Genomic DNA, 26,833 nt, shown 5'->3' with positions numbered 1-26,833 from the left:
GATGTGCGACCTGTGCTCCACGCTAGAACTTGACGCCGCGTCAATGTCAAGGCTCAGCCGCAGAACTCCCGGATCGTGCCGTCGAGCACATCGGTGAGCTGCAGAACGGATGCCGCGCTCACCCACTCCAGGTCGGCGTGTGCGCCGCCCCCGTCGACGCCGAGCAACAGACAGGGGATGCCGGCGTCCTGGATGAGACCGGCATCCGTCCAGAACGGCTCGCCGCGACGCGGCACCGGACGCCCGAACACCCGCTCAGCATTCGCGCTGAGCACCTGAACGATCGGCCACTCCGGGTCGGCCTCGAATGCACCGCGGGCAACGGTTCTGGTCAGCTGGTACCGGAAGTCGGGCATGGTCTGCGCCAGGTGGTCAAGCATGGCTCGGAGCTCGGCTTCGGTGGCGTCAGGGTGTTCGCCGGGCAGCGTGCGCCGCTCAAGCGTGAGGGTGCAGGAGGGAGCGACGGTTGCGGCATCCGTTCCCCCGACGATCGTGGCCACCCGCACGGTGCCGTGCCCGAGCAGCGGATGCGGCGAGCGCGCCTCGATACGCTGCCGAAGGTCGTCGAGTCGGTGCAGCACCATTCCGGCGTGGGCGATCGCGTCGACGCCCTGCTCCGGCAGCGACCCGTGCGACGCCCGGCCGTAGAGCTCAAGCTCGAACCAGGCGAACCCGCGGTGCGCGACGACCAGCTCACCCTCGGTCGGCTCGGCGACGATGGCCGCGTCTGCGCTGAATCGGCGCAGGACTTCCTCGGTGCCGAGGCTGCCGAATTCTTCATCGGCGACGAGTGCGACCAGCACGTCCCCGGCCAGGCCGGAGGCGGCAGCGCGGCTCGCAGCGACCATGATCGCGGCCAGCCCGCCCTTCATGTCGAAGGCCCCGCGCCCGTAGATGGCACCGTCGCGTTCGACCGCCGCGAACGGCAACGATGGCGACGACGACGGCCCATCCGGCTCGGCGCTCCCGTAGGTTGCGATTCCCACGGTGTCGAGATGCCCGTTCAGCATGAGCGCGCGGCCGCCGCCCGACCCGCGCGCAATGCCGACGACCGACGCTCGCCCCGGGCGCTCCTCCAGCACATGCACGTCGAACCCGTGCTCGCCCAGCCAGGCGGCGCACCGCGCAGCAATCGCCGCCTCGCCTGCACCGCCCGGCACGAGGTCGGGGTTGACGGAGTCGATGGCAATGAGTTGCTTCAGCAGCTCGATGGGTTCAGGCTCGGACACAGCTCGAATCTAGCGCCACCGCCCAGACCGCGGCCCCGAACACCGAAACCACCCGCCCCTTGCAGAAAGCACAAACGCGATATATCTTGAGTTAACAAGAACGCGATATATCGCGAATAGACGAGTCACGGCATCCGCTCACGACAGCACTTCATCGAGACGAAGACAGATGCTCCCACGCAAGGAGAACACCGCATGTCATTAGAAAAATGGCTGGTCATCCCCGGCCAGAGCAAGGTCATCGACGTTGATATGGTCCGCCGCCTGAAGGTCGGACTCATCGGCGGCAAGGTCGACGTGATCGGCCACGATGACCCGGGCGCACGCATCGAAGTGCACAGCGTCTCCGGCAAGGACCTCAAGATCTCCATGGATGGCGACACCCTCGAGATCGATCACCCGCAGTTGCGCTGGGACAACTTCCTTGAGGTGTTCGCCTCATTCCGGGGCAATGCCAAGGCCGACATCAGCATCATGGTCCCGCGGGATGTGTCGATGAAATTCGGCGTCATCTCGGCGGAGGCCCTGGTCTCCGGCCTGCGGAACGACGCGAAGCTCAGTACAGTCTCCGGCGACATCGTCGTCGACGATGTGACGGGCGACCTCGAACTCAACGGCGTCAACGGTGAGTTCTCCGTGCGCAATCACACCGGCCAGATCAACGCCCACACTGTGTCAGGCGACGTGACGGCCAGCGGCTTCATCGACCGGTTCAGCGTCGACAGCGTCGCGGGCCATGTGTACCTCGACATTGCCGGCATCCCTGACCTCATCAACACGAACACGGTCAGCGGCAGCCTCACCGTGCGCCTCGGCGCCGACGTCGCCACGCGCTACCGGCTGAACACCGTCTCAGGCACGCTGCAGCTCGACAACACCACCATCAAGGGCACGCTCGGCAAGGGGTACGACTCCAGCACCGGCGACCTGAGCGGCTCGTGGCTCGAGCTGCACGCCAACTCGGTGTCCGGCGACATCTCCGTCGTGCGCAGCGCAGCGGATGCCGCAACCAGCGCCCCCTTCACCGGCACCACTCCGAAAACGGAGGACCCAGAATGACTCCCCCGGTTTTTTCCCACGGCAGCCTGCGCCTGTACATCCTGAGCCTGCTCGCCGAGCAACCTCGCCACGGCTACGAGCTGATCCAGGCGCTGAGCGAGCGTTTCGGCGGCACGTACAGCCCGAGCGCCGGCACGATCTACCCGCGCCTCAGCAAGTTGGAGGAAGAGGGTCTCGTCACCAAGTCCTCTGACGGCCGCAAGACCGTCTACGAGATCACGGATGCCGGGCGCTCCGAACTCGCCGCCCGCCAGGACGAGCTCACCGCCATCGAGAACGACATGACGGACTCCGTGCGTCGACTGGCTGACGAAGTGCGCTCCGGGGTCAACGCAGCCATGAAGAGCCTGCGGGCAGACCTGGCCTCTGCGGCCCGGCAGGCCAAGGAGGAATCGGCGCCGACCGACACCCAGTCAGCGGCGCACATGGAATCGACTCGCGCGCTCCGCGAGGCGGACATGGTGCTGAACGAATTCCGTCAGCAGCTGCGCACTGACCTCCGCACGCAGGCCTCAATTTCGGCGGTGTCAGCCGATCTGGTGCCGCAGTTGCGGGGCGAGCTGGCCAACGTGCGCGCGAGCATCCTGCGGTCGCTCACGCGGTAGGGCTCCCCTGCTGAGTGCAGCACACATTCGCCGAGAACGAACTCCCGCATCGATTCACGCAGCTGCCAGACTCAGCTCATGATTTCGCTGCTCTCCGCTCCCAGCAATCTGGGCCTCCGACCGCCCAGACCTGGGAGCGTGCCGGGCACCTCGAAGGCACCGGAGGCCCTTCGTGAGGCCGGTCTCTTCGCGCGCCTCATGGCTGCGGGCGCGGTCGACGGTGGCGTGGTTCTCGCGGGCATGTACATCGATGACGATGCTGTGCGACCGGTCGGACAGGTGCGCAACGAGGCCGCGATGATCGATCACGCTCGGCGGTTGGCGGATCGTGTCGGGGCGATCCTCGACACTCGTGCCGCGCCCTTGGTTCTCGGCGGCGATTGCAGCGTCCTCCTGGGGATAGGGCTCGCCATGGCGCGCCGTGGCGGGGGCGGCCTCATCCACATCGACGGGCACACGGACTTCCGTCACCCTGGCAACAGCGACGAGTGCGCGAGTGTCGCAGGCGAAGACCTCGCTGCCGCCGTGGGCCTGCATTGGCTGGCTATCGCGAACATTGACGGCCACGGGCCGTACTTCGCGCCGGCCCAGACGGTGCACGTCGGTTGTCGTGACAATGACGAGTATGTGACCGAAGCGCGCCTGGTGTTGGGACACGTCCTCTCCGCGGCAGAGGCACTCAGCCTCGGTACGGACGCGGCCGTAGATTCGGTGCGTGCGGTTGCGGGTATCAGCGGCTACTGGCTGCAGGTCGATGTCGACGTGCTCGACCCCAGCGTCATGCCCGCGGTCGACAGCCCGGATCCCGGCGGGTTCGACGCTGATGAACTGACGGCATTTCTCCAAGCGCTCGCCCCTGGAGCGATGGGCGCGTCTGTCACGGTCTTTGACCCAGATCTCGACCCCGATGGCCGACATGCACGTCTTGTCGCCGACGTTGTAGCGAGAGGACTCGGCAGGCTGGGTACGGACATTCGCCGCGCGGGCTGAACGCAGGTTCGCGGCAGTTGCAACACCCGCGTCGCTGCGCTCGACCCGCGCGACGGGTGCCGCGAGCGCGAGGGGCGCCGCGAGCGCTTACTCGGCGGTCGCCGGCCCTTCCATCGCAGCCAGTCGCTCGCGCGCCTGCTCTGGGGTGGGGTGGTACAGCTGGGTGCGCTCACCAGAACGATCGATCTCGTGCACGCTCATGAGTTCGCCACAGATCGGGCAGACAGAGGCAGCTTTCGCCGCGCGCACTTCCTCATCGGGAACAACGTTGTACGGCCCGAGGGGCGGCGGTCCGATCCAGGGGAACAGGGTGCGATTGACCCAGCCCGTGAAGCCACCGGCCCGGCGGCGCCCGTCTTCCTGATCTTTACTTCGTGCCATAATCATTAGTGTACTAAACAAATGATCGCAGCGGATCACGTGACCACGAAATGGGCAGGCACCAGATGACGACCGGAGAGACCACAGGGGACACGACCGGGGGCACGACTGTCGCAGCGACTGGAGCGCCGAATCTGCTCGAGCTCCAGGAGCAGGTCTGCTTCGCGCTGGCCATCGCCTCCCGCAGCGTCAATGCCGTCTACCGGCCCATCCTCGAGCCATACGGCCTCACGCATCCGCAGTATTTGGTCATGCTCGCGCTGTGGGAACAGAGCCCCCGCTCGGTCAAGAACCTCGGCGCCGCGCTGCAGCTCGAACCCGCCACGCTCTCCCCCCTCCTCAAGCGCCTCGAGGTCGCCGGCCTTGTCGTCCGCCAGCGCAGTTCCCTCGATGAGCGGATGCTCAACATCTCCCTCACCCCCACCGGCGCCGCCCTGCGCGCGGAAGCCGAGAGCATCCCGCCCAGAATCATCGACCAGCTCGGCATGAGCCACGACGAACTGGCCGCCCTGCGCAGCTCGCTCTGGCGCGTGATCGGTGCCGCGCAAGCGGTTGATGCTGACGCCGGAAAGGCCTCCGCATCAGGACTTCAGAACGCGCAACTTCGCTAACGACTGAGCGAGGCCACCTCTGTCTGCATTTAAGGCAGGACGTGGTGCGGCGCGCCGCCCTCCCATCAACTTGACAGCGCGTGCCAACAGAGTAATGTCGTCCCTCGTGACAAACGAGGGGAACTCCCCAGTACCAGAAACTCGCAACCCGAAACGGTGGATCATCGGTGACCCGCTTCCGAGCGAGCACCTCGAAGGCCAGCTGCTTCCCAAGCGACTTGCGCTTCCCATTTTTGCCAGCGACGCACTGTCGAGTGTCGCCTATGCGCCGCAGGAACTTTTGATGATCCTGACCCTCGGCGGCCTGGCTTTCCTGAGCTTCGCACCGTGGATTGCGGCGGCCGTTGTCGTGCTGATGCTGGTGGTCGTCGCGTCGTACCGCCAGCTGATCAAGGCGTACCCCTCCGGCGGCGGCGACTACGAGGTCGCCTCGAAAAACCTGGGTGAGAAGGCCGGCCTCGTTGTGGCATCCGCTCTGCTGGTCGACTACGTGATGACTGTCGTCGTCTCCGTGGCCAGCGGCGTTGACAACATCATCTCCGCGTTCCCCATCCTGGCGTCGTTCAGGGTCGAGCTCGCCGTGCTGTTCGTCATCATTCTCGCCGCGGCGAACCTCCGCGGTGTGCGGGAGTCGAGCACGGCATTCGCCATCCCGACGTACCTGTTCATCGGCAGCGCGTTCCTGCTCGTCGCTGTCGGCCTGTTCCGCGTCGCGATCGGCGATCCGCCCGTCGCCGAGTCTGCAGCATACGGAGTTGAGGCGCAGAGCCTCGCCCAGACCGCGTTCATCCTGCTGCTGTTCCGCTCGTTCGCGAGTGGTTGCAGCGCGCTCACCGGTGTCGAGGCCATCGCAAACGGCGTGCCTGCATTCAAGCGTCCGAAGATCAAGAATGCCCAGGCCACCCTGGTGCTCATGGGCGGCATCGCCGTCGTACTGTTCATCGGCCTCATTGCCCTCGCGCTCATCTCCCAGGTGCACTACGCGGAGAACCCCTGTGACCTCATCGGCTGGACGGAATGCGCCACCGCTCCGCAACGGAGCCTGATCGCCCAACTCGCCGCGGCGACATTCGGCAACAACTCGATCCTGTTCTTCGTGCTGCAGGCCGCGACGGCGGCCGTGCTGCTGCTCGCCGCCAACACGGCGTTCAACGGATTCCCGCTGCTCGGCTCAGTACTCGCCCGCGACTCCTACGCACCGAAGTCGTTGAACACCCGCGGCGACCGCCTCATCTACTCGAACGGCGTTCTGCTGCTCGCCCTCGCGGCCAGCGTCATCCTCATCGTGTACCAGGCCAACCTCACGGTGCTGATCCAGCTCTACATCATTGGTGTTTTCGTGTCGTTCACGCTCGGCCAGACTGGCATGGTCAAGCACTGGATCTCCCTGCTGCGCACCAATCCGAGCAACCGCGGATCCATCATCGGCAGCCTGTCGATCAACGCGTTCGGCGCCCTCTTCACCGGCGTGGTGCTGATCGTCGTGACCGTCACGAAGTTCACCCACGGCGCATGGCTGGTGTTCATCATGATGCCGGTGCTGTTCGTGCTCATGCTCGGCGTCAACCGGTACTACCGCGATGTCTCGAAGGAGATCGAGGTCGACCCGATCACCACCTTCGGCTCGCAGGGCGACCACGCCATCGTGCTCGTCGGCAAGATGCAGAAGCCGGTGCTGAAGGCGCTCGACTACGCCATCGCCGCACGCCACGAGAGCCTCGAGGCCGTGCACGTCTCCATCGACGATGAAGACACGAAGCAGCTCAAGCGCGACTGGGTGAAGCAGAACATCCAGGTGCCGTTGCGCATCGTGCAGTCCCCGTACCGCGACATCAGCTGGCCGCTCATCGCCTACATCAAGGGCAGGGCCATCGAACACGGCTCTGAAGTCATCACGGTCTACACGCCGATCTTCATTGTCGGGCACTGGTGGGAAGGCGTGCTGCACAACCACAAGGCGCGTCGCATCCGCCAGAAGTTGATGCTCGTGCACGGTGTCACCATCGCGCTCGTACCGTGGCTGCTCGACTCCTCCGAGGTCATCTACGGCCGCCGCTCCCGACCCATCCCCGGTCAGGACCGCCGCGGAGAGCCCGTGCGCCCACCGCGCCCGATCCCCCGGAAGCCGCTCGCTCCCGCCGCGTCCGAGAGCGCGCCTAAGCCGACTCCCGTCGTCGGAAGCAGGCCCCCGCAGTCGCAGCCCGCCGCATCCAGGCGGCGAAAGCGCAAGTAGCGCCGCCGCGTCACGTCACCTCATGCCACACCGACGGTGGCGCACGTCGTCGCCCTACGCGTTTTCGGCGTCAACCGCATCGGACTCGCCGACCGCGTGCTCGCGCAAGTAGCCCGCGAAGCCTGTCGGTGTGCGACCGGAAAGCCGACCTGAGGTGAGCACCGGGATGAGACCCGTGCGAATCTCGCTCACCTTCAGGCTGCGCAGCGCTGACACGAGCTGCACATCTTCGTCTTCGTCGACCTCGGCAAATTCGCCGGCGTCCAGATAGCGGTCGGCACGCACGCCAAGATTCGCGCCATGAATATGGCTGTGTCCTTCCACCAGCGGGTGCTGCGCGTCCCACCGTTCCCTAGCCACGTCCGCCAGTTCGTCGTCGGGCACCACCGTGCCCAGCACCAGGTCGACGGCGTTGCGCGCGAACGCGAGCTGCACGGCCAGCCAGTTCGGTGGCACGGCGGAGTCGGCATCCGTTGTGGCGATCCAGGTCGAAGAGGTGAAGGAGCCGGGCGTCGGCAGCACATGCCGCACGCCGGCGCGACGGGCGGAGCCGACAGCGCCTTCGTGCGTGCGAATGCTCCTGAATGCCGGCCAGGCGGCGGCGACCTCCGCCGTGCCGTCGGTGCACTGGTCAAGCACAATGACGACGTCGATGGTGGGCGTCGGCTGGTCGGTCGTCATTCTCAGTTCGTCGATCGCCGTGGCCAGTGCAGCCAAGCACCTGGGCAGTCGCTCGTCTTCGTTGCGCGCAGGAATGACGACAACGACCCTCTCAATCGCGTTCGTGCCGGTCACGGAGCCAGCCCTTCGCGCTGGGCGACGGAGCGTGCCGGTGCCGCTTCGAACACCTCGAGAATGAAGTCGCGTTCCCGGTGCAAGACCGTGCGTTCGAGGCCGACAATGGCGTCGAGTTCGTCGTGGACCTGGTCGCCGGTCAACGGATACTCGGCAACCGGATGCCGCCAGTGGCAGGCCACGAGCACGCCGCCGGCAGCCAGACTGCTGCGGCAGCGCTCCAGGAGGGCACGCAACTCGGCCGCTGAGAGGTAGTAGCCCACCTCGGAGACCACGATGAGATCGAAGGATCCGTCCGGCCATTCTGCAGGCAGGGTGCGCCGTTCGAAGGTGACGCCGGGGTGCCCGGCCAGCCGGGCACGGGCAACCTGCAGGGGCTGCTCCGCGATGTCGATGGCCGTAATGCTGTCGCACCGCCCGGCCAGGTCGGCCGTGAGCATGCCGATCGAGCAGCCGAGCTCGAGGGCAGTGCTGAAGCGTTCACGCGGCAGGGCCGCCATGGTGAGAGCTCGCTTCCGCTTCTCATACCATCGCGTCTCGAACCCCCATGGGTCGCGGCTCCCGGCGTAGAACTCCTCAAAGAACGGCTCGGCCAGGCTCTGCTCTTCGGCATCCATTGCGGCTGGGTCTGCTGCGTCGGCATCGTCAGCGTCGGCGTCGGCGTCGATCCGGATGAAGGTCTCGTACTCCCGCTCGAAGTGGGCGCCGAAGCTCGGCTGAATGATCGGCTCGTCGCCGGGCAACTCCGAGAGCGGATTCACCTGGCTCGTGTGCAGTGCCATTGCCCGCACCTTGCGTTGGCGATCGTCGGGCGAGAGCTCAAGGGTGCGCACCCTCTCGACCGGCCAGACCGCGTCGCCTGGCTTCGACCAGTGCCACGCCCAGATCGGGTATTCGAAACGGGTGACGCCGCGACCACGGGCCGCCTCTGCCGCCACCTCGCTCGCCACTGTGTGATCCGGATGCTCGTCGCTGTGCCATGGAGCAACCAGCCAGGTTCCCGCTCCGCCCGCTCCGATTTCGACGGAAACGGCCAGCGTTGCCTCAGCGCGATGGCGACCAAGGGCACCGTCGGGGAGGTCAAGCAGGCGCACCTGGGCCTCAGGGGCCAGCGCGGCGACGGCTGCCGTGACTTCGACACGGCGGAGCACAGCCAGCTGCTCAGGCTCGTGCGTGGTGGAGTCGGGATGCGATGCCTCACCGTTGCTGAGGACCACGACAGTGACCGGTATGCCGGCTCGCCCAGCTCGCGCGATCAACCCGCCCGCGCCCAACGTTTCATCGTCGGGATGCGCGGCGACGACGACCAGGCGGCGCAACTCGTCGATGGCCAGCGGGGTCCCCTCGCTGGAGCGGAACGCAGCCCACTCTCGCTCTGTCGTCCCGCTCTCGATGTGGCTGAAGCTCACCACGGCGTTACTCCGAGGCCGTGTAGTCGGCGACCGAGTGCCGCGTCATCCCGCTCTGCATGGTGCTGGCGCACGTAGAGCTGCAGGTCAGCAACACGTTGTGCGTGCCGGGCGTCGAACGCGAGCGGGGTCGGCCCCAGTGCGTGACCGGTTCGGGCGAGCACCTCGTCCACAGCGCGGGCGACCTGGCCGCGCACCCTGGCTGCAAGCAGGGCGCCATTCTCGCCAACGGCGTCGCCGGCATCGATGGCCGCTGCCGCGTTTGCCAGGGAGGCGCCCGAAGCGGTCAACGCCAGGTCGATTGCGCCGAGGTGTGCGAGTGCGAGCTGGTCTGGTTCGCGTTCGCGCGTCGCCTCCCAGACCTTCCGGGCAACGCCAACGGCCCCGCCCCACCAGCAGGCCGCCACCCCGATCCCACCCCAGGCGAAGCCGGGGCGCTGGAGATACCAACCGTCGTCGCCAACGGGCATGGCCGACACCGCGCTGAAGTCGACGGGTCCGCTCGGTACGGCAGAGAGGCCGCGACTCACCCATGCGTCGGTGTGCACGCTGATCCCCGGTTCACGCAGGTCAACGGCAAATAGTCGACGGGTGCTGTCCGAGGTATGGGCGGTCACCAACGCATGGCTGAGCGAGGCCGCGAGTGAGCACCACGGCTTGGTGCCGTGGAGCTGCCAGCGTTCCTCGGCGCCTGCGCCCGCTCCCGCTCCGACGCGAGTCGCGATCAGTTTCATTCCAGCGCCTTCGGCAGCGAATACTCCCCATGTAGCTTCCGCGGCATCATCATCGCCACCAACCAGCGAGGCAGGGGCAACGGATGCCTGGTCGAGGATCGCGAGCGCGTCCAGGTGCGCCTCAACCACGCGGGCAGCGGTGAGGTCGGCCACAGCGAGGGACGCCAACACCTCGAACAACTGCAGCGTTTCGCCGCATCCAGGCCGGGGAACGGATGCACCCAACGACCTGGCCAGCTCCAAGGCTCTGCCTGCATCACCGTTCACGGCGAAGGCATCCGCTGTCAGCTCGCGCAGGTCGAGCTGGTGAGCCTTCTCCGGCGCACTCCCCCGCAGGGCACGATTCTGCTGTGGAGTCAGCCAGGCGGGTTCAGGTGCCGCCATGAGCGTCGATGGTCCTGTAAGCGTCATTGGTACTCCTCGTCTGAGGGGCCCGTGAAAAACGCTGCTTGCGGGATGGCAATATCCGGTGCCCCTGCATCGATTGATCACTAAGACTTTAGCGGCCGCTTCTGAGTGACATGGAGCTCACACTCAGGTTCAGAGCAGCGCCATGACCTGCCTGGCGATGATTCGCCCGGCACGACTGGCCGCGATCGTGCTCGCCTGCGGTCCATAGCCGGCCAGGAATATGCGTGGATCCGACCACGATGCGCCAGAACCGACAGTCAACCCGCCCGCCTTCTCCCGCAGTTTCAGCGAGGAGAGGTGGCGGAGCTCCGGTCGGAATCCGGAGGCCCAGATGATGGCATCCGCTGGGGAAAAAGTGCCGTCGCTCCAGCGCACGCCGCCCGGCTCGATGGCCGCGAAGATCGGCTTGGCGTCCAGCAGCCCCCGCTCGATGCCGGCCGAAATTCGGCGGCTGACGGGAACCCCTGTGCCGCTGACGATGCTCGGCAGCGCACGGCCCGTGCGGGCGGCTTCGTCTTGCATCGCCACGGCGGCCGATGCGCCCTCCAGGTCGAGTTCTTCGGTGTGCACCCAGTCGATGGGGCGACGCGACGTCCAGGTGAGCCCGGCGGCCACGCCCTCGAGTTCCAGCATGAAGCCGATGGCGGAGGTGCCGCCTCCGACCACAACGACCTGCTGGCCAGCAAAATCCTCTGCCGATCGGTAGCTCGCGGTGTGCACGTGCCGGCCGGCAAAGGTGTGCGCGCCGGGGTAATAGGGGATGAAAGGGGATCCCCAGGTTCCCGACGCGTTCACGACGAGTCCGGCGACGGTCTCGCGGATGCCATGGTCTACTGAGTTGGTCTGCACCACGAGGTCTGCCCGCCGATTGAACACCGACGTCACCGTCGTCGGACGAACAACGCCAAGCTCGTAGTGTTCCTCATAGCGCCGGTAGTAGTCAGCGACGACGTCCCGCGCAGGCAGCGCTTTGTCGGCGGTCTGGAAGCTTACGCCCAGGTCCTGCATACCCGGCAGATCATTGACCTTGTGCGCAGTTCCCAGCCGGAGCGCTTCCCAGCGGTGCTGCCAGGCGCCACCGGCGTCAGGACCCCGATCGAAGATAACGAAGTCGCGACCGGCGACGAGGTCGAACTTACGAAGATAGTAGGCCACAGAGAGTCCGGCCTGCCCGGCACCGATGAGTACGACCGGCACAGTCGCATCGTTAGCCATCGCTCCCCATCTCCACGGTCGTGCCTTGGGCTTTACAGCATGCCTTCGGGCACGTCAGCATTTCACCAGTAATGCCTGTGAGGCACGTCGGCGGGGCATCAGGCCCACCATGCTAAACTAGCGGCTAGTTTTCACTCTGTCTGTTCGGTAAATCCCGGGTGACTCATCGCTCACTCGGCCTGGCATCGTAAGGGGGTCTCGCATGGGGCGCGGCCGTCAAAAAGCAAAGCACACCAAGGTCGCTCGGGAGCTCAAGTATTTCAGTCCCGACACCAACTACAACGCGCTTGAGCGCGAACTCACGGGTCATGCGAATGATGACCCGCGTCTAGACGAAGATCTGGCCAAGTGGCCGGAATACGACGGCGACCCCGCGAACGAGGCCGACGAATACGTCGATCACTACGCAACCGAGGACGAACAAAAGCGCGCGTAGTTCTTCGCCGGATCGCTCACAGCACTGAATCATCAGCTGCGAGTCGTGAGAGCTCAGAGCGAACTTGAGCGACGGAAAAACCCGCCGCTCTCACCGCATGTCTGTGACATCGGCACAACGAAAGCCCCCGATCACTCGGGGGCTTTCGTTATGCCCGTTGGTCGATGAGGCCGCACGGCCGTCTCGAAGCCCTAGTTCACGTACGAGCCGACGAGGCGCACGGCGCCGCCGTTCACACCCTTGGCACCCTGCTCGAAGCCGGTCGCATCGTGCGGCGCGGTCGACACCCGACCGACAACCCAGGCCGGGATGCCATCGGTCGCCAGGCGAGCGATGACAGAGGAGACGGCATCCGCTGACACGACGGCGAACATGCCGACGCCGAGGTTCCAGGTGCCTTCTGAGCTTTCGAGGGTGGAGCCGGCCATGTCGCTGAGCACGCGGAACACCGGGGCTGGCGACCACGTAGAGCGGTCGACCTCAACCCACGAGCCGAACGGGAGCACGCGCGCGAGGTTCGCCGCGATGCCGCCGCCGGTGACGTGGCTGAGCGAGTGCACTGCGCCAGCGAGTTCAGGGTCGGTGAGCACACCGAGAAGAGGCGCGGTGTAGAGGCGGGTCGGAGTGAGGAGAACCTCGCCGACCATGCCGCCGAGCTCTGCCGACGTGTCGGTGTAGCCAATGCCACGCCCGGCCAGGATGTGACGAACGAGCGAGTAACCGTTCGAGTGCAGGCCGGAGGATTCCATGGCGATGACGACGTCACCGTGCTGCACGCGCTCGGCGCCGAGAACCTGGTCTGCTTCGACGACACCCGTTGCGGCACCCGCTACGTCGTAGTCGTCGGGGCCGAGGAGGCCTGGGTGCTCTGCGGTCTCTCCACCGACGAGGGCGGTGCCCGTCGCGGCACAGGCGGTCGCGATGCCTTCAACGATGGAGGCGATGCGCTCAGGCACGACCTTGCCGCAGGCGATGTAGTCGGTCATGAACAGCGGGCGCGCGCCGACGACGATGATGTCGTCGACGACCATGCCGACGAGGTCCTGTCCAATGGTGTCGTGCTTGTCGATGGCCTGCGCGATGGCGACCTTCGTGCCGACGCCGTCGGTTGAGGTGGCCAGCAGCGGACGCTTGAACTCAGTGAGGAAGGAGACATCGTAGAGTCCGGCGAATCCGCCGAAACCTCCCTGCACCTCTGGTCCGTGCGTGCGTGAGACAGCGGCCTTCATCAATTCAACGGCCAGGTCACCCGCCGTGGTGTCGACTCCGGCGGCGGCATACGTAGCGTTGCTCATTCTTGTCTTCCCGGGTCTCCGAATGAAGGCTTACCCTGCTGGTTGAGTGCGGGTTCGAGGGGCTTGTCCACCGCGATGAGGCTCTCGAACTCTGCGTCTGGGCCTGGGTCGCATCCGTTGGATGTCGGCTGGCGTTCGAGGAGGTTCTTGCCGAGGTGCTGGGTGTCCGGCAGCGGAATGGGGTACTTGCCTGTGAAGCAGGCGGTACAAAGGCGCTCGCGCGGCTGCTCCGTCGACTCGATCATGCCGTCTTCTGACAGGTAGCCGAGCGAGTCGGCGCCGATCGCCTGACGCACCTCGTCGACACCGAGGCCGGTGGCGATGAGTTCGGCGCGCGTGGCGAAGTCGATGCCGTAGAAACATGGCCAGGTGATGGGCGGGCTGGAGATGCGCACGTGCACCTCGGCGGCACCGGCCTCCCGCAACATGCTGACGAGGGCGCGCTGGGTGTTTCCACGCACGATGGAGTCGTCGACGACGATCAGCCGCTTGCCCTTGATGACCTCTTTCAGCGGGTTCAGCTTGAGCTTGATACCGCGCTGGCGGATGGTCTCAGACGGCTGGATGAAGGTGCGCCCGACGTAGGAGTTCTTGACGAGACCCTGGCCGAACGGAATTCCGGATGCCTGCGCATAGCCGATGGCCGCCGGAGTTCCCGATTCCGGCGTCGGAATGACGAGGTCGGCATCGACCGGATGTTCGGCCGCCAGTTTGCGACCCATCTCAACTCTGGCCTCGTGCACGCCACGACCGGCGATCGTGGTGTCAGGACGTGCGAGGTAGACGTATTCGAAGACGCAACCGGCCGGCTTGGACTCTGCGAATCGCTGGCTGCGCAGACCATCTTCGTCGATGGTGATGAGCTCCCCAGGCTCAACCTCGCGCACGAAGCTGGCACCGACGATGTCGAGGGCAGCAGTTTCGGAGGCGACGACCCAGCCGCGTTCAAGGCGTCCGAGCACCAGCGGGCGAACACCCTGCGGGTCGCGGGCCGCATACAGCGTGGTCTCGTCCATGAAGACGAGGCAGTACGCGCCGCGAAGGCGTGGCAGAACCTCGAGCGCGGTGGCTTCGAGGGTGTGGTCGAGGTCACCGGTGAGCAGCGCCGTCACGACAGCGGTGTCGGTGGTGTTTCCGCGCGAGAGTTCGCCATCCGCTTCTGGATAGCGCTCGTGAACGAGCTGCATGAGCTCTGCGGTGTTGGTGAGGTTTCCGTTGTGGCCGAGCGCAACCGTGCCGCTGGCCGTGCGGCCAAGGGTGGGCTGGGCGTTCTGCCAACTCGATGATCCGGTGGTCGAGTAGCGCGTGTGACCGACGGCGATGTGGCCAAGGAGGGTGCTGAGCGCGCTCTCGTTGAAGACCTGCGAGACGAGGCCCATGTCTTTGTAGATGAGGATCTTGTCGCCATCGCTCGTGGCGATGCCGGCCGATTCCTGGCCGCGGTGCTGCAGCGCGTAAAGCCCGAAGTAGCTGAGCTTTGCCACCTCCTCGCCGGGGGCCCAGACACCAAAGACGCCACAGGCATCCTGTGGCCCCTTTTCACCTGGGAGGAGATCGTGGTTTAACAGTCCGTCGCCATTGGGCAAGAAGCTGCTCCTTTACTGTGATTTCTCGTTGGAAACGGGGGAATCTGGTGAAGCAGATGACGCGGGTGGTGCGGGTGTTGCGGATGCGGCATCCGGGGTCTCGTACGTGGGTGCCTGCACGCCCACTCGATCGACAACGACTGTTGTCGCCTTGCGGCCGACGATGCGACCAAGCACGAGTGCGGTGACACAGCCAAGGGCGATGCCGATGGCCAGGCACACGAGGAGCAGGAAGCCGAAGACCTGCACGCGGTCGAACTTGGGATTCTCCGGGAAAGCCAGAGTGAGAATGAACGCCGCAATCAGTCCGGCGATGACGCCGAGGATCATGAAATTCGTGTATTTCGGTGAACGGCGCACGGTGACCGTCGACTCGTCAAGAACCTTCTCGACGGTACTCGGAACTACTGCAACTGCGGGGCGGTCAGGCTGTTCTGAAGAGCTCACGTTGCTATTCTCTCATGGCGCTTCGCGGCCGATCCCCATCGGAGCCAACTCACAGGCCATGCCGATGGGAGACTGGGTACGTGAACACAATCGCAGTGCTCGGAAGCGCCAACATGGACCTCGTCGTACGCCAGCCCCGCCTCCCCAAACCGGGTGAGACGATGTTCGGCACCAACTTCACGACAGTGCCCGGCGGCAAGGGCCTGAACCAGGCCGTCGCCGCCGCACGGATGGGCGGCACCGTTGAGTTTCTCGGCGCTGTTGGTCACGATGCCTATGGCACAGAGCTGCGCGAACTGCTCACGCACGAGGGCCTCGGCACGTCGGGTCTGGCCACCGCAGCTGCGCCCACCGGCACGGCGCACATCTCCGTTGTCGACTCCGGCGAGAACTCCATCGTCGTGGTCTCCGGTGCGAACCTCGCGGTGACAACGCTGACCGATGAGCAACGCGCCACCATCGAGAAGTCAGCTTTCCTGGTGATGCAGTGCGAACTGCCGCTGTCGGTACTGGTCGAGGCGATCGCCGTTGCCAAGGCCGCCGGCGTCTTCACTGTGCTCACCCCGGCGCCCGTCATGCCGCTCCCAGACAGCTTCCTCTCCTCGGTTGACCTCGTCGTGCCCAACCAGATCGAAGCGATCGAGTTGACCGGAGAGGCCGACCCGGTTCGCGCGGCCGAAGTACTGAGCGCCGACAAGACCTGGGCGATCGTGACCCTGGGCGCTGAGGGATCCGTGGTCGCGCACGACGGTACGGTGCTGGGGCTCGCTCCGGCCCGGCCGGTGAAGGCCGTCGACACCACGGCGGCAGGCGACACCTTCGTCGGCGCGCTTGTCGCTCGGCTGGCAGCGGATGCCGGTGCAGTGGATGCCGCGCGAGCGTCAACCATCCGCGAGTCGGACATGATCGAGGCCGTGCGCTGGGCGACCGTCGCGTCATCCGTAGCTGTCACCCGAGCAGGTGCGACCAGCTCAATGCCCAGCTACGACGAGGTCGCAGCCATCATCGGTTGATTTTGGTCCGTATTGGTAATGGACGGCGAAGAGCGTCGCTCAGACGATCGGAACGTATCCGGTGAGGTCGGCTCGCTGACCCGACGCGTGGATCAGCCCGGTTGCCAGGCCGTCGGCCCAGCTGAGCGAGCCTGTCGCGAGCGCGAGCCAGGTGGCGGCATCCGTCTCGACGACGTTGGGCGGTGTGCCGCGCGTGTGCCGGGGGCCCTCGATGCACTGCGTTGCGCCGAACGGCGGTACGCGCACCTCGACGGTGTTGCCCTCTGCGCGTTCGGCGAGCAGCTGCAGCGTGTAGCGAACGGCCAGCGCGCGAACGTCGCGGCTCGCAGCGGCGGCATCTGCCGACCACGCCCGCACCGCTGCCATGCCGGGGGCGTCATCAATGCGTGCTCGTGCCATGTCTCCAGTCTGCCCGTTTCTCCTGCCGGTCGAGCAACGAGGTGAGCAACGAGGTTGGCGACCCTCCAACGCACCACGCTTCATCCGCTAGCCTGAACCGGTGAGAATTCTGGTCCTAGGTTCCGGTGCCCGCGAGCACGCCATCATCACCGCGCTCCTGGCAGAGGAGGCAGCACACGAGATCACGGCCGCGCCCGGCAACGCCGGCATCGCAGCCGATGTTCCGGTCGTCGCCCTCGACGCCAACGACCCTGACGCCGTCACCAACTACGCCATCGAGAATGCCGTCGATCTCGTCGTCATAGGCCCAGAGGCACCCCTCGTCGCCGGTGTCGCAGACGCGCTCCGCACCCGCGGCATCCCGGTCTTCGGGCCCGGCAAGGCAGCAGCGGCCCTCGAAGGCAGCAAGACCTTCGCCAAGCGCATCATGGATGACGCCGAGGTTCCCACCGGTCGTGCAGTGCGCGCCGGCACCCTGGCCGAAGCGGATGCCGCCCTCGCCGAATTCGGCGCGCCATACGTGGTCAAGGCCGATGGTCTGGCCGCCGGCAAGGGAGTGCTCGTCACGGAGGACCACGCCGCAGCCCACGCCCACGCCGCGTATTGGCTCGAGCACGGCAGCGTGCTGGTCGAGGAATTCCTCGACGGCCAGGAGGTTTCATTGTTCTTCCTCGCCGACGGCCACAACGTGCTCCCGCTCTCCCCCGCCCAGGACTACAAGCGCCTCGGCAACGGCGACGCCGGCCCGAACACCGGCGGCATGGGCGCATACTCCCCGCTGCCCTGGCTCGACGCCGAATTCGGCAGCGAGACGGCATTCGTCGACGAGGTCAGCGCCACGATCGCGGTGCCGACCGTGCGCCAGCTCGAGCGCGAGGGCACCCCGTTCATCGGCCTGCTCTACTGCGGGCTGATCCTTACAGAGGCCGGCATCCGCGTCATCGAGTTCAACGCCCGCTTCGGCGACCCGGAGACGCAGGTTGTGCTCCCCCGCCTGGTCACCCCGTTGTCTGAGCTGTTGCTGGCCGCATCCATCGGCGATCTCGCCGCCCAGCCGCGCCCGGTCTTTACACCGGATGTCGCGGTGACCGTCGTTCTCGCCAGCGAGAATTACCCAGGAACTCCCGTCACCGGCCGCCCGATCACAGGCCTCGACGCCGCAACCAGCATTGCCGGTGTCACCGTCGCGCACGCCGCGACCCAGCGTTCAGGCGATGACCTGCTGGCGACCGGCGGCCGAGTTCTCAACGTCGTCGCCGTCGGCGAGACCTTCACTGAGGCGCGGGCCCGTGCCTACGAAGCCCTGGCGAAAATCACCCTTGAGGGTGCCCAATTCCGCACCGATATCGCGGCGCGCGTTGACGCCGCTGAGATCGCCGCATCCGCTGAGATCGGCACATCCGTCGCATCCGGCGCCTCTGTGTCCTCCGCAGGGGCTGAGGTCACGACGCTCCCCGGTTGGAAGCGCGCGTACTCCGGCAAGGTGCGCGACCTCTATATTCCGGATGCCGCTACCGACCTCACCGCCGCTGAGCGCTTGCTGGTCGTGGCCAGTGACCGCGTCAGCGCCTTCGACTTCGCCCTTGAGCCTGGCATCCCCGGCAAGGGCGAGCTGCTCACCACGCTCAGCCTGTGGTGGTTCGACCAGCTCAGCGATGTCCCGAACCACCTGGCGGCGGACCACACGCTGCAGAACGAGGGCACGAGCCTGATCCCGGCCGCCGTCGCCGGACGCGCCATGCTCTGCAAGAACCTCGACATGTATCCGATCGAGTGCGTCGTGCGCGGCTACCTCACGGGCTCTGGCTGGAAGGAATACCAGGCCAGCCAGACGGTGTGCGGCATCCCGCTGCCCGCCGGCCTGCAGAACGGCGACCGCCTGCCAGAACCCATCTACACCCCGGCCTGGAAAGCACCGCTCGGCGAGCACGACGAGAACATCTCGTTCGAGCGCACCATCGAGCTGGTGGGTGAGGCGACCGCCACCGCCCTCCGCGACGCGTCCCTGTCAATCTTCGCCACGGCATCCGCTATCGCAGAGCGCTCTGGCGTGATCCTGGCCGACACCAAGTTCGAGTTCGGCGCCGACCGGGCGACCGGCCAGCTCACCCTCGGCGACGAGGTGCTCACCAGCGATTCGAGCCGCTACTGGGACGCAGCAGCCTGGGCAGCCGGCACCACACCAGAAGAGCGGATGGCCAGCTTCGACAAGCAGATCGTGCGCGACTGGCTGTCGGCACACTGGGACCAGACCGGCACCCCGCCCGTTCTTCCCGCCGACATCGTCGAGCGCACCGCTGCCCGCTACCGCGAGCTGCTCGAACGCCTGACCTCCGCCTAGGCGTCGCTTCGGCTTGTCGCTAATGGGCGACTTTCGATTTTTAGGCGCCCAGCGGAATAGTTGACCCTTCAACTATGTTTGCCCAGATGTGACTCATTCAACTTCAGACCTTCTTGCCGCCGACACCGGGATGGGAGCCGTGACCCTGCGCGTCGGCAACCTCGACGCCATGATCGCGTACTACCGCGATGCTGTCACGCTGGCCCTGCTCAGCCACGACGGCCCGGTCGCCGTGCTCGGCCGCGGCATCACTCCCATCGTGATCCTGCAGCACGCCCCAGAGCTGGCGTCCCCTGAGCCCCGCGCGGCTGGCCTGTTCCACACCGCGATCCTCTTCGACACCCAGGCGCAGCTCGCCGCCGCCGTCTACTCGGTCGCCACGAAATTTCCGGGCACCTTCACCGGCAGCGCCGACCACCTGGTGAGCCAGGCCTTCTACTTCACCGACCCTGAGGGCAACGGTATCGAGCTGTATTGGGACCGCGAGCGCAGCAGCTGGAGCTGGGCCCACGGCCAGGTCGAGATGGCCACGCTTTACCTCGACCCGAACGGCTTCATCCAGGAGCACATCACCGATGACGGCATCACCAATCCCTCGAGCGGCAACGCCGTCGTCGGTCACGTGCACCTGTCGGTCGGCGATGTCGCGAGCGCCCGCGAGTTCTACGTGAACAAGCTGGGCTTCGAGACCACGGCAGCGATGGGCGACCAGGCGCTGTTCGTCTCGGCCGGCGGGTACCACCACCACATGGCCATGAACACCTGGAACAGCAAGGGCTCAGGCAAGCGCCAGCTGGCACTCGGTCTCGGCGAGGTCGACATCATCGTGCCAACAGCCGATGACCTCGGTGCACTGGGCGAGCGGATGTCGCACTTCGGCGTGCAGACCCGTCACGATGGCGTGAACCTCAGCTTTGACGACCCGTGGGCGAACCGCGTTTCGGTCAGGAGCGCCTAGCTCCGCTGTTGCCGAGTAGGCCACCTGGCTCCGGCGGGTGCGCGAGGCGTTACCCGCTGCCGCGGGCTAGATTCGGGGGGTTCGTGACCCGCGTAACCAGCGTTCAGGCGGCTTGCTCTGGTCGACGTTAGATCTGCGTTCGCGCACGGCTGCCACGGCCTTGGCCACTTGGGCGTCGAAATCGTCAAGCTGCTCGGCTTCAGCAGCGCTCGCGACGAAAGCACGTCGATCGCAGGCTGTACCCGCGCGCCATACACGCTCAATCGCGCGTGTTGCGGTGATGTCCGTCAACGGGTTTCCGGACACGAGGATCAGGTCCGCACGTTGCCCGGCCGCGATACGTCCTCGGTCGGCAAGGCCGAACACCCGTGCCGGTTCGGCTGTCGCAGCGGCCAGGGCCCGTTCCGGGCTCATGCCGCATCGGACAAGGAGTTCCAGCTCCCGGTGCAGGCTTGCTCCGAATACAGTTCCCGGATTTGGAGCGTCTGTGCCTGCCAGCAGAGTGACCCCCGCATCGACCAGCCGTCGCACGTTGCCCTCGGCCCGCGCGTATGGCGGCATCGTCCGGCCAGGCAATCCCGAGACCCCCGAGGTCAACCGGCGCACCCACGCGTCTCCGAGCGCCTCCGCGAGCCGCGGGTCCCCTGCCACCGCGCTGCCACCCGGTTCGCCGAGGGTGTTCTCGATGGTGGCTAGCGTCGGACCGACCGCGATTCCGGCCTCGGCAATGCGTTGAACCAGGGGATCTTCCAGCTCGGCGTCCGCGGGGACGTGGGCCAGCACGTCGATACCGGCGGACACGACCTCCTCGACACCGGCAATCGAGCTCACGTGCGCGACGACGGTTAGGCCGCGGGCGTGCGCTGCGGTGACCAGCGCCGTGATGGTTTCGGAATCCAGCGACGGCCATAGGCCCCCGGTACCGGAGAAGATCTTCAGATAGTCCGAGCCTTCCGCGATCCGTTCCGCCACAAATTGCTCGGCCTGGACAGCGGCGGTCAACGTCGGAAACGGGGCATACATCACTGACGGGTGCCCGCCGGGCGCGGTGGCACCGACACCCGACGAACGCACATCGGCCACGTCTGGTCTGGAGCTGGCATGCTCTTTGGCCCTGGCCACCATGTCGGGTTTGCTGAACATATCGAGAACGGTGGTTACGCCGAAGGTCAACGATTGCGCTAGGGCGCCAGGAACGAGGTGCACGTGCGCGTCGATCAGACCGGGAAGCACCGTCCCACCACCCGCGTCGATCACGTCGTCGCCTTCTTGGGCGGCCGAGGCCGCCGAGCACTCGGTTATCAGGCCGTCAACGAACCGCACCGACGTCCAGTCCTGCAACGTCGTCCCGTCGAATACCTTCGCATTGACAATCGTTGTTGCCGCGACTCGCTTGCGCCTCTCTGACACATGCACCGGTTCCACTCTGTGATCCCTTTCCGCTAGCTGACAACGTCTACTCGGCAGTCAAGGCCCGCACCACTCGTCTCTAGGCATATTCACGCAGCAACGCAATCTCGGAATTACGTTCTCCCCGCATCCAGGGACGGTCTGCGAACAGTTCGACAACCGCACCCCCACCCTGGAGTTCGAGCCACTCTCCGAGCCGCGTTCCTCACTCAACGAGCGGTGTCGGCGTCCGCGTTCTTCTGCGTGCCGCGGCGAGCGCGCCGTGAATTCCCACGGTCTGACGAGTTGACGTCGCTGACGTGCAGCGGACGCCCGGGGAGCTTCGGCCGTTTTGAGTCCACCGCGCGTAAACCATCGATCACGATCGACAGCTGCCGGCGCCACTGGCCCGCATAGTCGGTGCCTGCCGGGCCGAGCGACCCGACCATGGTGATGAGCACGGTGAGGTCAACACTGTCGACCTCCGGCCTCAGGTCGCCATCGCGTTTGGCCTGGGCGACCAGGGGCTTGATCGTTGACTCGAATGCGACCGCTGGCCGATACGCGGGATCGATCGCCGCCATCCGCTGCAAAATCGGGGGCAGCGATGGGTCGGCAACGAGCCACTCTGAGACACGCTCCATGAAGACGACGATGCCGTCCCAGGCGGAGGGCGCAGCCACGATCTCGTCCTTGGCGGTCAACAGTTCGGCGAGCGCCAGTTCGTAGAGTGCGTGGATGAGATCGTCGCGAGCGGGGAAATTGCGGTAGAGCGTTGCGACGCCAACGCCGGCGCGACGGGCGACTTCCTCCAGGGAGGCATCAACACCGTTGGTTGCAAAAAGCGCGCGCGCTTCCGTGAGGAGGCGCTCACGGTTCTGCCTGGCATCGCGGCGCCGGGGTTGTGAACCGTCAAGGTGTGGCTTATCCGACGAGGTCATGGGGTTGATTGTACGTGCTCCACCTCTTAGCCCTCGGAGGTTTACCTCCACTTATCTGATACACATCGCCGTCTTGCGCCGTTTGCGCCCACCGTCGACAATTCAGTGAGCGGAACGGGCACGGCGTCATCCACCAGCCCACCCCAGAAGATGGAGCCCGATGTCGGTCGAGAACAACACCCGCGATTTCGAACCTGAAATCGTCACAGATTTTGAGAAGCGGATGAGCTACGGCTCCTACCTCGATCTCGACACCCTGCTGGCGGCCCAGCGCCCGGTGAGCACGCCTGAGCACCACGACGAACTGCTCTTCATCGTGCAGCACCAGACCACGGAGCTGTGGCTCAAGCTCGTCATCCACGAGCTGCGCGCCGCCACCGCATACCTGCGAAACGACCAGCTGCCGCCGGCGCTCAAAGCCATCGCGCGCGTGAAGCACATCCAGCGCACCCTCACAGAGCAGTGGTCAGTGCTCGCAACGCTCACGCCCTCCGAGTACGCCCAGTTCAGGGGCTTCCTGGGGAACTCGTCCGGATTCCAGTCGTACCAGTATCGAGCGGTGGAATTCGCGCTCGGCAACAAGAACCGCCGCATGCTCAGCGTCTTCGAGAGCGACCCGGCTGCCACTTCCCTTCTCACCGAGATGCTGGAGGCTCCCAGTCTCTACGACGAGTTTTTGCGCTACCTGCAGCGCGCCGGCTACCCGATCCCGACCGAGGTCACCGAACGCGACGTGACCCTGGCCTGGACCCTGCACCCGGAGCTGATCCCGGTCTTCTGTTCGATCTACGAGAACGCCGAGGCAAATTGGGCGGTCTACGAAGCCTGCGAAGAGCTCGTCGACCTCGAGGACAACTTCCAACTCTGGCGCTTTCGGCATTTGAAGACCGTGCAGCGCATTATCGGCATGAAGCACGGCACCGGTGGCTCAAGCGGGGCGGCCTTCCTGCAGAAAGCGCTCGAGCTCACCTTCTTCCCCGAGCTCTTTGCCGTGCGCACCGAAATCGGTTCGTGACAGCGGCGCGACTCCGATGACGATCACGGAGCTGCCCGGCTTCCAGGACGCCCACGTTCACCTCGCGCTAATCGATCCCGCCGCGCTCGTCGACGGCGGGATCGCCCGCGTCGTCGATCTCGGAGGATGGCGGCCGGCATCCGCTGTCGATGCTGCGCTGCCAGACGTCGCATACGCGAACCAATTCCTCACCGCTCCCGGCGGGTACCCGAGCAGGCAGTCGTGGGCGCCCGCAGGCAGCAGTTGCGAGATCGCCGGGGCAGCGGATGCCGCCAGAGCGGTCGACGCGCAGGTCGATGCCGGCGCATCCGTCATCAAAGTCGCGCTCAACACCTCGGCCGGCCCTGCACTGCAGCCCGACGTGCTCGCTGCCATCGTGCACCGCGCCTACGAGCGGAGACTGCCGGTCGTCGCTCATGCAGAGGGTGCCGGACAAGCACTTGCCGCGCATCTGGTCGGTGTCGACGCGCTGGCACACACGCCGTTCACCGAACGGTTGCCCGACGATGTGATTGCCGCGATGGCGACGCGGATGACCTGGATCAGCACCCTCGACATCCACGGCTGGGGTGACTACGGCGACGACTACGACCGCGCCAGCGACAATCTCCGCCGGTTCAACCGGCACGGCGGACGTGTGCTCTACGGCACCGATCTCGGCAACGGGCCGCTTCCTGTCGGTCTCAACCAACGGGAAATTGCGGCGCTGCTGGCCGCCGGCCTGTCGCACGACCAGGTCATCGCCGCTCTCTGCGCAGAGGGCATTGGTCTAGCAAACGGTAGTGGCACAGGTACCGACGCCGGCACCCGTGCGCGTCCTGCCGCTCCACTCCGTTCAGCGCGCACTACCGTGTTACCAACCGAGCAGCCGGCTGACCCGGCCGAATTCGCCGCGTGGATCTGCACAGCCAGAGCCCTCACCGCGGCCGAACGTGAGGACCTCCGATGACGAACGCCACCCCGCCCCTGACACCGCGCTCCCCAGCACACGCCACAGCACCCATCCCGGCACACACCCCAGCGCTGGCCGGCACCGATACCGCCTCCTCCAACGCCCTCGACCGTCATCTCGCCTTCGCGCGACGCATGGACCGCATCGACGGACTGGCTCACTACCGCACTCGCTTCATCGGAATCGACGACCCGCAGCCGGATGCAGAGCCACGCAACGCCGCGACGCCAGCGGCCAGGGCCGGATCGTCGGTGGTCTACCTCGACGGAAACTCCCTCGGCCGCCCGACCCGCGCCAGCGCAGACCGCATCGCCGAGTTCATTACCGGAGCGTGGGGCGGTCGACTCATCCGCGGTTGGGATGAACAGTGGATGGACCTGCCGTTCGAGATCGGTGACGCGCTCGGCACTGCAGCCCTCGGCGCCGCCTCCGGCCAGGTCGCCATTGGCGACTCAACCACGGTGATGCTCTACAAGTTGGCCAGGGCAGCAGTGGATGCCAGACCAGGCCGCACCGAGATCGTGCTCGACACCGACAATTTCCCGACCGACCGCTACATCGTCGAGGGGATTGCCGCCGAACGCGGCCTCACACTGCGATGGATCGATGTTGACCTGTCAGCCGGCGTGACGCCAGACCAGGTCCGCGACGCGGTCGGCGAGAACACTGCACTCGTACTGCTCAGCCACGTCGCCTATCGCTCGGGGTTCCTGGCCGATATGGGCGCCATCACCGAGATTGCGCACGCCGCCGGCGCGCTCGTGCTCTGGGATCTCTGCCACTCCGTCGGTTCCGTCCCCATCGATCTCGATGCCGCCGGCGTCGACCTCGCCGTCGGCTGCACGTACAAGTACCTGAATGGCGGCCCTGGCTCGCCGGCATTCGGCTACGTGCGTGCCGATCTGCAGGACTCCCTGGCCCAGCCGATCCAGGGCTGGATGGCCAACGCGGATGTCTTCCTGATGGGGCGGGACTTTGTGCCGGCCGCCGGCATCCGTCGTTTCATGAGTGGCACGCCGGCCATCCTCGGGATGCTGGCCATGCAGGACACCATCGCCATGATCGACGAGGCCGGCATCGACGCACTCAGGGCGAAGTCCGTTGCGCTGACCGAGTTCGCGATCGACCTCGTCGATGAGTGGCTCGCCCCGCTGGGTGTCACCGTTGCGTCACCGCGCGACGCCGACCGGCGCGGTGGCCACGTCACCATCGATCACCCGGCGATGCGGCAGGTCACGGCAGCACTGTGGACCCAGGATGTGATCCCCGATTTCCGGGCACCAGAGGGGCTGCGCATCGGTCTCTCACCGCTCAGCACCAGCTTCGTCGAAACCTACGAGGGAATCGCCGCGATTCGGGACACGTTGCGCGGCCTGTAGAATCGAGGCATCCACCGTCGACGCCCTCTGGAGTGAACTGTGCCTACCATCGTCGTAGAAGTAATGCCCAAGGCCGAGCTGCTTGATCCGCAGGGCAAGGCCATCGCCGGCGCCCTCGGTCGTCTCGGCCAGTCCACGTTCACCGGCGTCCGCGTCGGCAAGCGCTTCGAAATCACCGTCGAGGGACACGTCACTGACGCGGTCCTGAACGAGGTGCAGAAGCTCGCTGACACCGTGCTCTCCAACTCGGTGATCGAAGACGTCATCGGCATCCACGTGCTGGAGGCGCCAGCCGGAGAGACGCACTAATGCGCATCGGCGTCGTCACCTTCCCCGGCTCGCTTGACGACCGCGACGCACAGCGCGCGATCCGTCTGGCTGGAGCAGAACCCGTCGCGCTCTGGCACGGCGACCACGACCTGCACGGCGTCGACGCACTCGTTCTTCCCGGCGGTTTCAGCTACGGCGACTACCTGCGCTGCGGCGCTATCGCTAGCCTGTCCCCGATCATGACCGAGGTCATCGATGCGGCGAACAAGGGGATGCCCGTACTCGGCATCTGCAATGGCTTCCAGATGCTGGCAGAGGCACACCTCGTCGACGGTGGGCTGATCCGCAACGACCACGGCAAGTTCATCCGCCGTGACCAGAAGCTGCGTGTCGAGAACAACTCGACCGACTGGACAGGCGGCTTTGAGAATGGCCAGGAAATAACCATCCCGTTGAAGAACGGCGAGGGTGCATTCATCGCCTCTGACGAGACCCTGGCTCGCCTCGAGGGCGAAGGACAGGTCGTCTTCCGCTACTTGGACGTGAACCCGAACGGCTCCCTCAACGACATCGCCGGCGTCTCGAACGCCCGCGGCAACGTGGTCGGCCTCATGCCGCACCCCGAGCACGCCGTCGAGGCCGGCTTCGGTCCAGACACCGCGACAGCCATGCGCTCAGGCGTGGATGGCCTCGCGTTTTTCACCTCCGTGATCGAGCGGACGCTCGTAGGCGCGTAGCCC

The 26,833-nt window shown here is 66.1% G+C and carries 26 protein-coding genes; 14 read left to right on the top strand and 12 right to left on the bottom strand.

Going from position 1 to position 26,833, the window contains the following annotated elements:
• Positions 1-53: 53 nt before the first annotated feature.
• Positions 54-1,229: a M20/M25/M40 family metallo-hydrolase gene (locus AC25Y4_RS10635; protein WP_488120356.1), complete on the bottom strand. Its 1,176-nt coding sequence runs from the start codon at positions 1,227-1,229 to the stop codon at positions 54-56.
• 195 nt (positions 1,230-1,424) lie between these two features.
• On the opposite strand from AC25Y4_RS10635, the gene AC25Y4_RS10630 reads away from it, so the two are divergent.
• From AC25Y4_RS10630 to AC25Y4_RS10620, 3 genes are all read left to right on the top strand, one after another.
• On the top strand, positions 1,425-2,288 hold the full coding sequence (locus tag AC25Y4_RS10630) for a DUF4097 family beta strand repeat-containing protein (RefSeq protein WP_488120355.1): 864 nt from the start codon (positions 1,425-1,427) through the stop codon (positions 2,286-2,288).
• On the top strand, positions 2,285-2,893 hold the full coding sequence (locus tag AC25Y4_RS10625) for a PadR family transcriptional regulator (protein ID WP_488120354.1): 609 nt from the start codon (positions 2,285-2,287) through the stop codon (positions 2,891-2,893). Before AC25Y4_RS10630 ends, AC25Y4_RS10625 begins: the two co-directional genes overlap by 4 nt.
• Positions 2,894-2,971: 78 nt before the next feature.
• Positions 2,972-3,883, top strand: a complete 912-nt coding sequence (locus AC25Y4_RS10620) for an arginase family protein (protein WP_488120353.1) — start codon at positions 2,972-2,974, stop codon at positions 3,881-3,883.
• Positions 3,884-3,970: 87 nt separating this feature from the next.
• Here AC25Y4_RS10620 and AC25Y4_RS10615 read toward each other — a convergent pair whose 3' ends face one another.
• Positions 3,971-4,264: a hypothetical protein gene (locus AC25Y4_RS10615; RefSeq protein WP_488120352.1), complete on the bottom strand. Its 294-nt coding sequence runs from the start codon at positions 4,262-4,264 to the stop codon at positions 3,971-3,973.
• A gap of 65 nt (positions 4,265-4,329) precedes the next feature.
• Here AC25Y4_RS10615 and AC25Y4_RS10610 point away from each other — a divergent pair, with 65 nt between their 5' ends.
• Both AC25Y4_RS10610 and AC25Y4_RS10605 read left to right on the top strand, forming a co-directional pair.
• On the top strand, positions 4,330-4,875 hold the full coding sequence (locus AC25Y4_RS10610) for a MarR family winged helix-turn-helix transcriptional regulator (protein WP_488120351.1): 546 nt from the start codon (positions 4,330-4,332) through the stop codon (positions 4,873-4,875).
• A 94-nt stretch (positions 4,876-4,969) separates the two neighbouring features.
• Positions 4,970-7,108, top strand: coding sequence for an APC family permease (locus AC25Y4_RS10605; RefSeq protein ID WP_488120350.1), 2,139 nt, complete (start codon positions 4,970-4,972; stop codon positions 7,106-7,108).
• Positions 7,109-7,162: 54 nt separating this feature from the next.
• On the opposite strand, the gene AC25Y4_RS10600 is transcribed toward AC25Y4_RS10605, so the two are convergent.
• From AC25Y4_RS10600 to AC25Y4_RS10585, 4 genes are all read right to left on the bottom strand, one after another.
• A complete protein-coding gene (locus tag AC25Y4_RS10600; protein WP_488120349.1) occupies positions 7,163-7,903 on the bottom strand; it encodes a glycosyltransferase family 2 protein in 741 nt (246 codons plus the stop codon).
• Positions 7,900-9,315 (bottom strand): PIG-L family deacetylase, encoded by a 1,416-nt coding sequence (locus AC25Y4_RS10595; RefSeq protein ID WP_488120348.1) that lies wholly within the window; start codon positions 9,313-9,315, stop codon positions 7,900-7,902. Before AC25Y4_RS10595 ends, AC25Y4_RS10600 begins: the two co-directional genes overlap by 4 nt.
• Positions 9,309-10,457 carry an acyl-CoA dehydrogenase family protein gene (locus AC25Y4_RS10590; RefSeq protein ID WP_488120347.1) on the bottom strand — a complete coding sequence of 383 codons (1,149 nt, stop codon included), beginning with the start codon at positions 10,455-10,457 and terminating at the stop codon, positions 9,309-9,311. Before AC25Y4_RS10590 ends, AC25Y4_RS10595 begins: the two co-directional genes overlap by 7 nt.
• Before the next feature lie 129 nt (positions 10,458-10,586).
• Positions 10,587-11,672: an NAD(P)-binding domain-containing protein gene (locus AC25Y4_RS10585; RefSeq protein ID WP_488120346.1), complete on the bottom strand. Its 1,086-nt coding sequence runs from the start codon at positions 11,670-11,672 to the stop codon at positions 10,587-10,589.
• A gap of 202 nt (positions 11,673-11,874) precedes the next feature.
• On the opposite strand from AC25Y4_RS10585, the gene AC25Y4_RS10580 reads away from it, so the two are divergent.
• Complete coding sequence (locus AC25Y4_RS10580; RefSeq protein WP_488120345.1) at positions 11,875-12,108, top strand: DUF3073 domain-containing protein; 234 nt, start codon at positions 11,875-11,877, stop codon at positions 12,106-12,108.
• 191 nt (positions 12,109-12,299) lie between these two features.
• Here AC25Y4_RS10580 and purM read toward each other — a convergent pair whose 3' ends face one another.
• From purM to AC25Y4_RS10565, 3 genes are read right to left on the bottom strand one after another with little or no spacing between them, the layout of a single operon-like run.
• On the bottom strand, positions 12,300-13,403 hold the full coding sequence (purM, locus tag AC25Y4_RS10575; RefSeq protein WP_488120344.1) for a phosphoribosylformylglycinamidine cyclo-ligase: 1,104 nt from the start codon (positions 13,401-13,403) through the stop codon (positions 12,300-12,302).
• Positions 13,400-14,989, bottom strand: a complete 1,590-nt coding sequence (gene purF, locus AC25Y4_RS10570) for an amidophosphoribosyltransferase (protein WP_488120343.1) — start codon at positions 14,987-14,989, stop codon at positions 13,400-13,402. Before purF ends, purM begins: the two co-directional genes overlap by 4 nt.
• Positions 14,990-15,001: 12 nt before the next feature.
• Positions 15,002-15,436: a hypothetical protein gene (locus tag AC25Y4_RS10565; protein WP_488120342.1), complete on the bottom strand. Its 435-nt coding sequence runs from the start codon at positions 15,434-15,436 to the stop codon at positions 15,002-15,004.
• An 80-nt stretch (positions 15,437-15,516) separates the two neighbouring features.
• Between AC25Y4_RS10565 and AC25Y4_RS10560 the strand changes: the two genes are divergently transcribed.
• The gene (locus tag AC25Y4_RS10560) at positions 15,517-16,449 is read left to right on the top strand and encodes a ribokinase (RefSeq protein ID WP_488120341.1); all 933 of its coding nucleotides are present in this window, start codon (positions 15,517-15,519) and stop codon (positions 16,447-16,449) included.
• 39 nt (positions 16,450-16,488) lie between these two features.
• Here AC25Y4_RS10560 and AC25Y4_RS10555 read toward each other — a convergent pair whose 3' ends face one another.
• Positions 16,489-16,848, bottom strand: coding sequence for a sterol carrier family protein (locus AC25Y4_RS10555; protein ID WP_488120340.1), 360 nt, complete (start codon positions 16,846-16,848; stop codon positions 16,489-16,491).
• Positions 16,849-16,948: 100 nt separating this feature from the next.
• Here AC25Y4_RS10555 and purD point away from each other — a divergent pair, with 100 nt between their 5' ends.
• Positions 16,949-19,189 (top strand): phosphoribosylamine--glycine ligase, encoded by a 2,241-nt coding sequence (gene purD / locus AC25Y4_RS10550; RefSeq protein ID WP_488120339.1) that lies wholly within the window; start codon positions 16,949-16,951, stop codon positions 19,187-19,189.
• Positions 19,190-19,319: 130 nt separating this feature from the next.
• Positions 19,320-20,147, top strand: coding sequence for a VOC family protein (locus tag AC25Y4_RS10545; protein ID WP_488120474.1), 828 nt, complete (start codon positions 19,320-19,322; stop codon positions 20,145-20,147).
• Between the two features lie 66 nt (positions 20,148-20,213).
• On the opposite strand, the gene AC25Y4_RS10540 is transcribed toward AC25Y4_RS10545, so the two are convergent.
• Entirely contained in the window at positions 20,214-21,572 is a 1,359-nt protein-coding gene (locus AC25Y4_RS10540) for an amidohydrolase family protein (protein WP_488120338.1), read from the bottom strand.
• 194 nt (positions 21,573-21,766) lie between these two features.
• On the bottom strand, positions 21,767-22,477 hold the full coding sequence (locus AC25Y4_RS10535; protein WP_488120337.1) for a TetR/AcrR family transcriptional regulator: 711 nt from the start codon (positions 22,475-22,477) through the stop codon (positions 21,767-21,769).
• Positions 22,478-22,637: 160 nt separating this feature from the next.
• On the opposite strand from AC25Y4_RS10535, the gene kynA reads away from it, so the two are divergent.
• From kynA to purQ, 5 genes are all read left to right on the top strand, one after another.
• Positions 22,638-23,492, top strand: a complete 855-nt coding sequence (gene kynA / locus AC25Y4_RS10530; RefSeq protein WP_488120336.1) for a tryptophan 2,3-dioxygenase — start codon at positions 22,638-22,640, stop codon at positions 23,490-23,492.
• Positions 23,493-23,508: 16 nt separating this feature from the next.
• Complete coding sequence (locus AC25Y4_RS10525; RefSeq protein ID WP_488120335.1) at positions 23,509-24,441, top strand: amidohydrolase family protein; 933 nt, start codon at positions 23,509-23,511, stop codon at positions 24,439-24,441.
• 137 nt (positions 24,442-24,578) lie between these two features.
• Positions 24,579-25,823 carry a kynureninase gene (locus tag AC25Y4_RS10520; protein WP_488120473.1) on the top strand — a complete coding sequence of 415 codons (1,245 nt, stop codon included), beginning with the start codon at positions 24,579-24,581 and terminating at the stop codon, positions 25,821-25,823.
• A gap of 39 nt (positions 25,824-25,862) precedes the next feature.
• Positions 25,863-26,132: a phosphoribosylformylglycinamidine synthase subunit PurS gene (gene purS, locus AC25Y4_RS10515; protein WP_488120334.1), complete on the top strand. Its 270-nt coding sequence runs from the start codon at positions 25,863-25,865 to the stop codon at positions 26,130-26,132.
• Positions 26,132-26,830: a phosphoribosylformylglycinamidine synthase subunit PurQ gene (gene purQ, locus AC25Y4_RS10510; protein WP_488120333.1), complete on the top strand. Its 699-nt coding sequence runs from the start codon at positions 26,132-26,134 to the stop codon at positions 26,828-26,830. The genes purS and purQ overlap by 1 nt, the downstream gene beginning before the upstream one ends.
• The last annotated feature ends 3 nt before the right edge of the window (positions 26,831-26,833 follow it).

The sequence above is a fragment of the Leifsonia sp. Y878 genome, assembly GCF_057669685.1.
The sequence above is the reverse complement of the archived record's forward strand: the minus strand, read 5'-3'. Positions and strand labels throughout refer to the sequence as shown.

Bases quoted from the DNA above. Each gene is read 5' to 3' on its own strand.
- purM (WP_488120344.1), bottom strand. From the start codon at position 13,403: ATGAGCAACGCTACGTATGCCGCCGCCGGAGTCGACACCACGGCGGGT.
- AC25Y4_RS10605 (WP_488120350.1), top strand. From the start codon at position 4,970: ATGTCGTCCCTCGTGACAAACGAGGGGAACTCCCCAGTACCAGAAACT.
- AC25Y4_RS10630 (WP_488120355.1), top strand. From the start codon at position 1,425: ATGTCATTAGAAAAATGGCTGGTCATCCCCGGCCAGAGCAAGGTCATC.
- AC25Y4_RS10625 (WP_488120354.1), top strand. From the start codon at position 2,285: ATGACTCCCCCGGTTTTTTCCCACGGCAGCCTGCGCCTGTACATCCTG.
- purQ (WP_488120333.1), top strand. From the start codon at position 26,132: ATGCGCATCGGCGTCGTCACCTTCCCCGGCTCGCTTGACGACCGCGAC.
- AC25Y4_RS10555 (WP_488120340.1), bottom strand. From the start codon at position 16,848: ATGGCACGAGCACGCATTGATGACGCCCCCGGCATGGCAGCGGTGCGG.
- AC25Y4_RS10535 (WP_488120337.1), bottom strand. From the start codon at position 22,477: ATGACCTCGTCGGATAAGCCACACCTTGACGGTTCACAACCCCGGCGC.
- AC25Y4_RS10610 (WP_488120351.1), top strand. From the start codon at position 4,330: ATGACGACCGGAGAGACCACAGGGGACACGACCGGGGGCACGACTGTC.
- kynA (WP_488120336.1), top strand. From the start codon at position 22,638: ATGTCGGTCGAGAACAACACCCGCGATTTCGAACCTGAAATCGTCACA.
- AC25Y4_RS10590 (WP_488120347.1), bottom strand. From the start codon at position 10,457: ATGACGCTTACAGGACCATCGACGCTCATGGCGGCACCTGAACCCGCC.
- AC25Y4_RS10525 (WP_488120335.1), top strand. From the start codon at position 23,509: ATGACGATCACGGAGCTGCCCGGCTTCCAGGACGCCCACGTTCACCTC.
- AC25Y4_RS10615 (WP_488120352.1), bottom strand. From the start codon at position 4,264: ATGGCACGAAGTAAAGATCAGGAAGACGGGCGCCGCCGGGCCGGTGGC.
- AC25Y4_RS10620 (WP_488120353.1), top strand. From the start codon at position 2,972: ATGATTTCGCTGCTCTCCGCTCCCAGCAATCTGGGCCTCCGACCGCCC.
- AC25Y4_RS10580 (WP_488120345.1), top strand. From the start codon at position 11,875: ATGGGGCGCGGCCGTCAAAAAGCAAAGCACACCAAGGTCGCTCGGGAG.
- AC25Y4_RS10585 (WP_488120346.1), bottom strand. From the start codon at position 11,672: ATGGCTAACGATGCGACTGTGCCGGTCGTACTCATCGGTGCCGGGCAG.
- AC25Y4_RS10520 (WP_488120473.1), top strand. From the start codon at position 24,579: ATGGACCGCATCGACGGACTGGCTCACTACCGCACTCGCTTCATCGGA.
- AC25Y4_RS10545 (WP_488120474.1), top strand. From the start codon at position 19,320: ATGGGAGCCGTGACCCTGCGCGTCGGCAACCTCGACGCCATGATCGCG.